The sequence below is a fragment of the Allobosea sp. genome, assembly GCF_048595345.1.
Lineage (GTDB): Bacteria > Pseudomonadota > Alphaproteobacteria > Rhizobiales > Beijerinckiaceae > Allobosea.
Window position 1 is genome coordinate 1 of sequence record NZ_JBMDWH010000165.1, and the last position, 6,441, is coordinate 6,441.

Here is a 6,441-nt window from a genome sequence, read left to right on the forward strand (position 1 = left end):
GCCCTCGGCGGGCTTGGCGAAATTGCAGACATTGACGATGATCGGACGGGTTTCACCGTCGAAGTTCCGCTGCCCGCGGAAGGCGCTCATCCAGGCGCCGGAACGCTTCGAGGCGCGAGCGAAATAGTCGCCGACGAACAGGCCGATATGCCGTCCGCTCGCAGCCTCCGTCACCTCGAAGATCCGCACATCCGGGTGGTAGCCCTTCAGCTCCGGCCGCTCGGCGAAGGAAAGCCCGAAGAGCTTGCCTGCGACGTCGAAAGCGGCATCCCGCACACGGTCGAGCTGGAAATAGGGTTTCAGCACGGCCTCGTCGAGCGCATAGGTCCTCTGCCGCACCTTCTCGGCATAGTGGCGCCAGTCACAGGGGCGGATCGGCCCGTTCTCCCCTTCCGACTGGGCGAGCGCGGCCAGATCGGCGGCCTCCCGCGCCGCCCGGGCCTTGGCCGGCGTCCAGACCAACTCCAGCAGCCCACGCACATGCTCCGGCGTTTTGGCCATGGCGTCGTCGAGCTTGAAATGCGCGAAGGTGGCATAGCCCAGAAGCTGCGCCTTTTCGGCGCGAAGCTTCACCATTTCGGCGACGATGGCGCGGTTGTCGCTCTCATTGCCGTTCTCGCCGCGCTTGCTCCAGGCGGTGAAGGCCTCCTCGCGCAGGTCCCGGCGGGTCGAGAAGGTCAGGAAGGGCTCGATCACCGAGCGCGACAGCGTCACCGCATGCTGGCCGGGCTTGCCCCGATCGGCCGCCGCGCGCGCCATCGCCGCCTTCACGAATTCCGGCAGGCCGGCGAGCCCGGCCTCGTCTTCGATGAAGAGCGCATAGGAGGATTCGTCCTTCAGCACGTTCTGGCTGAACTGCGTACCCAGCCCCGCAAGCCGCTCATTGATGGCGGCGAGCCGCTGCTTGTCGGCGACGCCGAGCTTGGCGCCGGAGCGGACGAAGCCCTTATGGCTGCGCTCCAACAGCCGCGCCTGCTCGGCATCGAGGCCGAGTTCCTCGCGCCGGGCGAAGACGGCGTCGACCCGCGCGAACAGCCCCTCATCCATCATGATCGCCGACCAGTGGCGGGAGGTGATCGGCGACAATTCGCGCTCGATCGCCTGCAGCGCCTCGGTGGTGTCGGCACCGGCCAGATTGTAGAACACACCGCCGACGCGGGAGACGGCCCGCCCCGCCCGCTCCAGCGCCTCGATCGTGTTGGCGAAGTCGGGCTCGGCCGGATCGGCGATGATCGCCGCGATCTCCTCCTTATGCCGCGCCAGCGCGGCATCGAAGGCCACGCGCAGATGCTCGGGCCGGATTTCGGCGAAAGGCGGCAGACCGAACGGGGTCTCCCAGCGCCGGCTGAACGGGTTGTCGGCCGGCAGGGGCAGCGCTTCGGAAGGGGCGACGACGGCGGTGGTCATAGCGAGCTTTCCATCAGGGGCGGCCGGCGCGATCGGAACGCGCACCGCCTCCTGCTTTCTGCAACGCTTCGCGGCGGGTGGGAAGCCACTCGCCATGACCAGCAGGCCGGGAGGCCTTGCCCAGGAAGCCTCGCACCCACGCTGCCGGGAGGGAGGCGAGAGCCTTGGGTTCCCGCTCAGGCGCCCGATTGCGCCTTCTTGGCGAAGCTCTCGATGAAGGTCTTGCTCAGATCGACCGTCGAGTTCGTCAGCTCCGGATCGAGCAGCTTCAGCGAATCATACATGCTCTTCATGCCGTCGGGCGTCGCGATCCCGGTGCGCGAATAGGCCTCCTGCGAGTTCTTGAAAGCGCGCAGATAGAGCGGCCGGTCGCCGAGCAGATATTCCTCGGGCACGAGATCCGCGACCTCCTCGGGCTTGGCCGTCTCGAGCCATTTCAGCGACTTCATGAAGGCGTTGACCAGCTTCTGCGTGGTCACCGGGTTCTTCTCGGCGAAGTCGTTCTTCAGGTAGAGCACCGCCGCCGGGTTCGAGCCGCCGAACAGGGCGCGGGTGCCCGCCTCGGTGCGGGTGTCGATCAGCGCGACGATGTCGCCGTCCGCCTCCAGCTTCGAGGTGACGGGGTCGAGATGCGAGATCACGTCCACCTGCTTCTGCTTGATCGCGGCGACGGCGCTCGCGCCTGCGCCGATGCCGATGATCGCGGCATCGGTGGCCTTCAGCCCGGCCTTGACCATCGCGTATTGCGCGGTGAGCGCTGTGGAGGAGCCGGGCGCCGTGACGCCGATTTTCAGCCCCTTGAAGTCGGCCGCGCTCTTGACCTTGTCGGCGAGGTCCTTGCGCACGGCGATGGTGATCGCCGGGAAACGGCCGAGCTCGATCACCGCCCGGATGTCCTGCCCCTTGGCCTGCATGCGGATGGTGTGCTCATAGGCGCCGGTCACGACATCCACCGAGCCTCCCACCAGAGCCTGCAACGATTTGGCGCCACCGCCGAAATCGTTGATCTCGACATTGAGGCCCTGCTCCTTGAAGTAACCCTTCTTCTCCGCGATCGTCAGCGGCAGGTAATAGAGCAGCGCCTTGCCGCCGACGCCGAGGGTGAGATTGGGCTTCTCGGCGGTCTGGGCGAAGGCCGGCAGCGCTGCGGGCACGGCAAGGCCGGAAACGGCGAGCGCGGCCAGCGCGTCGCGGCGGGTGAGCGTCATGGGTGTTCCTCCGATCGGTTTGTGAGATTTGCGCCTCTGGGAGCGCTTGCTTTCGAGGATAGGCGCGATCGATCCGGATCGGCAAGGAGCGCTCCTGCCTCTCCGTGATGAGGGCTGGACCTTGGCGGCCTACGTCGTGGTCGTCGCGCTCTGCGTGGGGCGCCAGACCAGGAGCCGCCGCTCCACCAGCGTCACCAGCGCGTCGATCAGGATGACGAAGATCGTCAGGATCAGCATGCCGGAGAACACGCCGGTGACGTCGAAGACGCTTTCAGCCTCGTGGATCTTGTAGCCTAGCCCCGCCGAGGAGCCGAGATATTCGCCCACCACGGCGCCCACCAGCGCGAAACCGACCGAGGTGTGCAAGGAGGAGAACATCCAGGTCAGCGCCGAGGGCCAGTAGACATGCTTGAAGAGCTGGCGCTCGTTCATGCCCAGCATCCGGGCATTGGCGAGAATGGTCGGCGAGACCTCGCGCACGCCCTGATACACGTTGAAGAACACGATGAAGAAGACGAGCGTGAAGCCGAGCGCCACCTTCGACCAGATGCCGAGCCCGAACCACAACGCGAAGATCGGCGCCAGCACCACGCGCGGCAGGGCGTTGGCGGCCTTGATATAGGGGTCGAACACCGCCGAGAGCAGCGCGTTGCGCGCAAAGGCGAAGCCGAACAGGATGCCGGCCGCCGAGCCGATGCCGAAGGCCAGCACCGTCTCGGTCAGCGTGATGCCGAGATGATAGTAGATCTCGGCGCCCGCGAGCTGCTTGAAGGTTCGGCCGATCACCGCCGCCGGCGTCGAGAAGAAGAACTGCATGGTCTTGACGTCGCCGAACAGGCTCGTGGTCGTGACGACATGCCAGATGGCGAGAAAGGCGAGCATCACGAGGAGTTGCAGGCCGAGAAGCTTGAGGCGGTTCACGGCGTCTTTCCCCCGACCAGCTCTTTCCCCTCGCCCATCGCATAGGCCTTCTGCACCTCGACGCGCAGGGAGGACCAGATGTCGCGATGGATCTCGTGGAAGGCCTTTTCGAGCCGGATATCGGCGATGTCGCGCGGGCGCGGCAGCGTCACCGCGTAATCGGCGACGATGCCCGCGGCCGGCCCCGCCGACATGACCACCACGCGGTCGGAGAGCGCGATCGCCTCCTCCAGATCATGGGTGACGAACATCAGCGCCTTGCGGTCCCGCGACCACAGATCGAGTAGCAGATTGCCCATGATCTGGCGCGTCTGCGCGTCGAGCGGCCCGAAGGGCTCGTCCATCAGGATGATTTCGGGGTTCCGGATCAGCATCTGCGCCAGGCTGACGCGCTTGCGCTGGCCTCCCGAGAGCATATGGGGATAGCGATCGACGAAGGCCTTCAGCCCGACTCGCGCCAGCCATTGGCGGGCGCGCTCGTCGGCCTCCCGCTCCGGCACGCCCATCGGTTCCAGCGCAACCTTGACGTTGTCCAGCGCCGTCTTCCACGGCATCAGCGCGTCCTGCTGGAAGAGATAGCCGGCGCGGCGGTTGAGCCCCGCGAGCGGCTTGCCGAAGATCGAAACCGTGCCGGCAGACGGCGCGATCAGGCCGGCGGCGGCGTTGAGCAAGGTGGATTTGCCGCAGCCCGTCGGCCCGACGATCGAGACGAATTCGCCCGGACGAACCGCAAGATCGATCCCGCGAACGGCCTGATAGCGCCCGCCCTGCGACAGATGGAAGGTGATGTCGATGCCGCTGAGAGCGACAGCCGGCCCGGCCGCCGCATCGGGCGGCGAGCGATCCTGCAACGCCATGGATTCGTTTCCCCGGGCCGTCCCTTGGACAGCCTCGTCTTATGATCGTTGCGGCGAGTCATAGGCGATGCCCGGCCCGCGCCGCAAGCGAAGCGGCGCGGGCCGGATCGTACGGATCTCTGCAAAAGCGCGGCACGCGAACCCTCGATCCGCGGGGGGCACTCCTCGGAATGTGCGCTGAGGCGAGAAACCGTCATGCTTGCCAAGCCTCCTGTCCCCCCGCCATAAGCCTCGCGCACCCTTTCCGACCGCCCCCGTCCAGGAACCGCCGCGTGCTCTCAGGCCTCGAACAGCACATGCGTGATCTCGTCGAGTTCATGCGCATCCATCAGGAATGGGCGATCCCGATCGTGTTCATCGTCGCATTCTGCGAATGCGTCGCTATCCTGTCCTGGCTGGTGCCGGCTACCGTGTTCTTCACCGCTTTCGGGGCGGTGGCCGGCGCCTCTGGACTCGCGCTGGCGCCGCTGGCCCTCGCCGCCTCGCTTGGCGCGGGCACGGGGTTCCTCGTGTCCTATTGGGCCGGACTTCTCCTCGGCCCGCGCGTCCACGACTATTGGCCGTTCCGCAACAATCCGCAGATGCTGCAGCGCGGCCATGACTTCTTTGAAAAATGGGGAGTGGCGAGCATTCTGATCGGCCATTTTTTCGGGCCGCTGCGCGCCGTCATCGCCATCGTCGCCGGCATCGTGAGGATGCCGGCGCTGCAATTCCACATCGCCAATTGGCTGGCGTCTTTCGCCTGGGGTTTCGCGCTGCTCTATGGCGCCGGCCGCCTCGCGGAATTCTTCGCGACGCGGTGATGATGGCGCCTGCGAGCGCAGGGGTCACACCAGCCCGAGCACGATCGCCAGCATCATCGCCAGCGACAGGGCGAGGATGACTCGCACGGCCGCAGGCGTTTCGAGAATACGCATCAGTTCCATCGTCGCCTCCCTGAAGTTCGGCAAACTCGGATACGTCACGTCTTCAATTCTGCTCGTCCTGCGCGATGTCCCTGTGCGACCCTTCGCGTCAGACGGACTTCTCGACCACGAACCAGGCAATCACCGCCAGCACAAGCCCGCCGACGAGCACCATCAGCACCGGTCGGCCGAGAAAGCCCTGCCGGGCTTCGGTGGGGGTCTCCTGCGCAGGCGCCAGCGTGCTGTGGTCACCCGCCCGCAGGGGCTTAAAGGCTTGGCCCTCGCGCAGATTGGCCTGCTCCTGCGCGCGCTGCTCGGTCTCGATCGTCATGGTCGCCTCCTTTTCGGGCCTGACGGAGGTCAGCCCGGAAATGCGTTCAGCAGAACGTTCGCCAGCAGTGTCAGCGCGATCCCGGCGAGGAAGAGGAGCGCCATTGGCCGCTCGTTCCACGCCGGCGCCGGCGCCGTCTTGGCGCGCGGGGAGGCTAGCCGCCGCATCCGTGCTTCGATCTCCTCCCGACTGGTTCCCATGGCTCGTCCTGCGAATGGTGATGTCTGTGCAGGGCCAACGCCGTGATGGGAGCGAGAGTTCCGGACTGGTTAACCGGGAGAGCCGTTTCGTTAACGAAAAGAGCGGACGCCAAGGGCGCCCGCTCCATGTTTACGCAAGATTTCGTCAACCTTACCAGAAGCTTGCCTTAGCGACCTGACTCAACGCGCGAGGCTGTTGAATCAGACCGTGAGGAGGATCAGTTCTGGTCTTGTCGACCAGGGCCTTGGCCTTGGTCCCACAGGCCCGGCGGCAGCCGGGCCGTCCCGGGAGGGCGTGGATCAAGCCTCAGTTCTTGGTCTTGTCGACCAGAGCCTTGGCCTTGGTCCCACAGGTCCGGCGGCAGCCGGGCCGTCTCGGGAGGGCGTGGATCAAGCCTCAGTTCTTGGTCTTGTCGACCAGAGCCTTGGCCTTGATCCACGGCATCATGTCGCGCAGCTTGGTGCCGACTTCCTCGATCGGATGGGCGGCGTTGCGGGCGCGGGTCGCCTTGAACGAGGTCTGGTTGACCTTGTTCTCGAGCATCCAGTCGCGGGTGAACTTGCCCGACTGGATGTCGGTCAGCACGCGCTTCATCTCGGCCTTGGTCTCGG

General features: G+C 66.1%; 7 protein-coding genes and 1 pseudogene. 1 reads left to right on the top strand and 7 read right to left on the bottom strand.

Features of this window, described 5'->3' with window-relative positions:
* The 4 genes from ACOJTB_RS15095 to ACOJTB_RS15110 all read right to left on the bottom strand — a co-directional run.
* On the bottom strand, positions 1-1,407 hold a 1,407-nt coding region (locus ACOJTB_RS15095; protein WP_420103349.1), incomplete at its 3' end, for a M3 family metallopeptidase.
* 176 nt (positions 1,408-1,583) lie between these two features.
* The gene (locus tag ACOJTB_RS15100) at positions 1,584-2,615 is read right to left on the bottom strand and encodes an ABC transporter substrate-binding protein (protein WP_420103350.1); all 1,032 of its coding nucleotides are present in this window, start codon (positions 2,613-2,615) and stop codon (positions 1,584-1,586) included.
* A gap of 129 nt (positions 2,616-2,744) precedes the next feature.
* Entirely contained in the window at positions 2,745-3,536 is a 792-nt protein-coding gene (locus ACOJTB_RS15105) for an ABC transporter permease (RefSeq protein ID WP_420103351.1), read from the bottom strand.
* Positions 3,533-4,393, bottom strand: coding sequence for an ABC transporter ATP-binding protein (locus tag ACOJTB_RS15110; protein WP_420103352.1), 861 nt, complete (start codon positions 4,391-4,393; stop codon positions 3,533-3,535). Before ACOJTB_RS15110 ends, ACOJTB_RS15105 begins: the two co-directional genes overlap by 4 nt.
* 296 nt (positions 4,394-4,689) lie before the next feature.
* Between ACOJTB_RS15110 and ACOJTB_RS15115 the strand changes: the two genes are divergently transcribed.
* Entirely contained in the window at positions 4,690-5,196 is a 507-nt protein-coding gene (locus tag ACOJTB_RS15115) for a DedA family protein (RefSeq protein WP_420103353.1), read from the top strand.
* A gap of 211 nt (positions 5,197-5,407) precedes the next feature.
* Here the strand turns inward: ACOJTB_RS15115 and ACOJTB_RS15120 are convergent, their stop codons facing one another.
* From ACOJTB_RS15120 to ACOJTB_RS15130, 3 genes and pseudogenes are all read right to left on the bottom strand, one after another.
* Positions 5,408-5,629, bottom strand: a complete 222-nt coding sequence (locus ACOJTB_RS15120; protein WP_420103354.1) for a hypothetical protein — start codon at positions 5,627-5,629, stop codon at positions 5,408-5,410.
* Between the two features lie 29 nt (positions 5,630-5,658).
* Positions 5,659-5,829 (bottom strand): hypothetical protein, encoded by a 171-nt coding sequence (locus ACOJTB_RS15125; protein ID WP_420103355.1) that lies wholly within the window; start codon positions 5,827-5,829, stop codon positions 5,659-5,661.
* 397 nt (positions 5,830-6,226) lie between these two features.
* Positions 6,227-6,441, bottom strand: a pseudogene (locus ACOJTB_RS15130) (ketol-acid reductoisomerase); the annotation flags it as partial.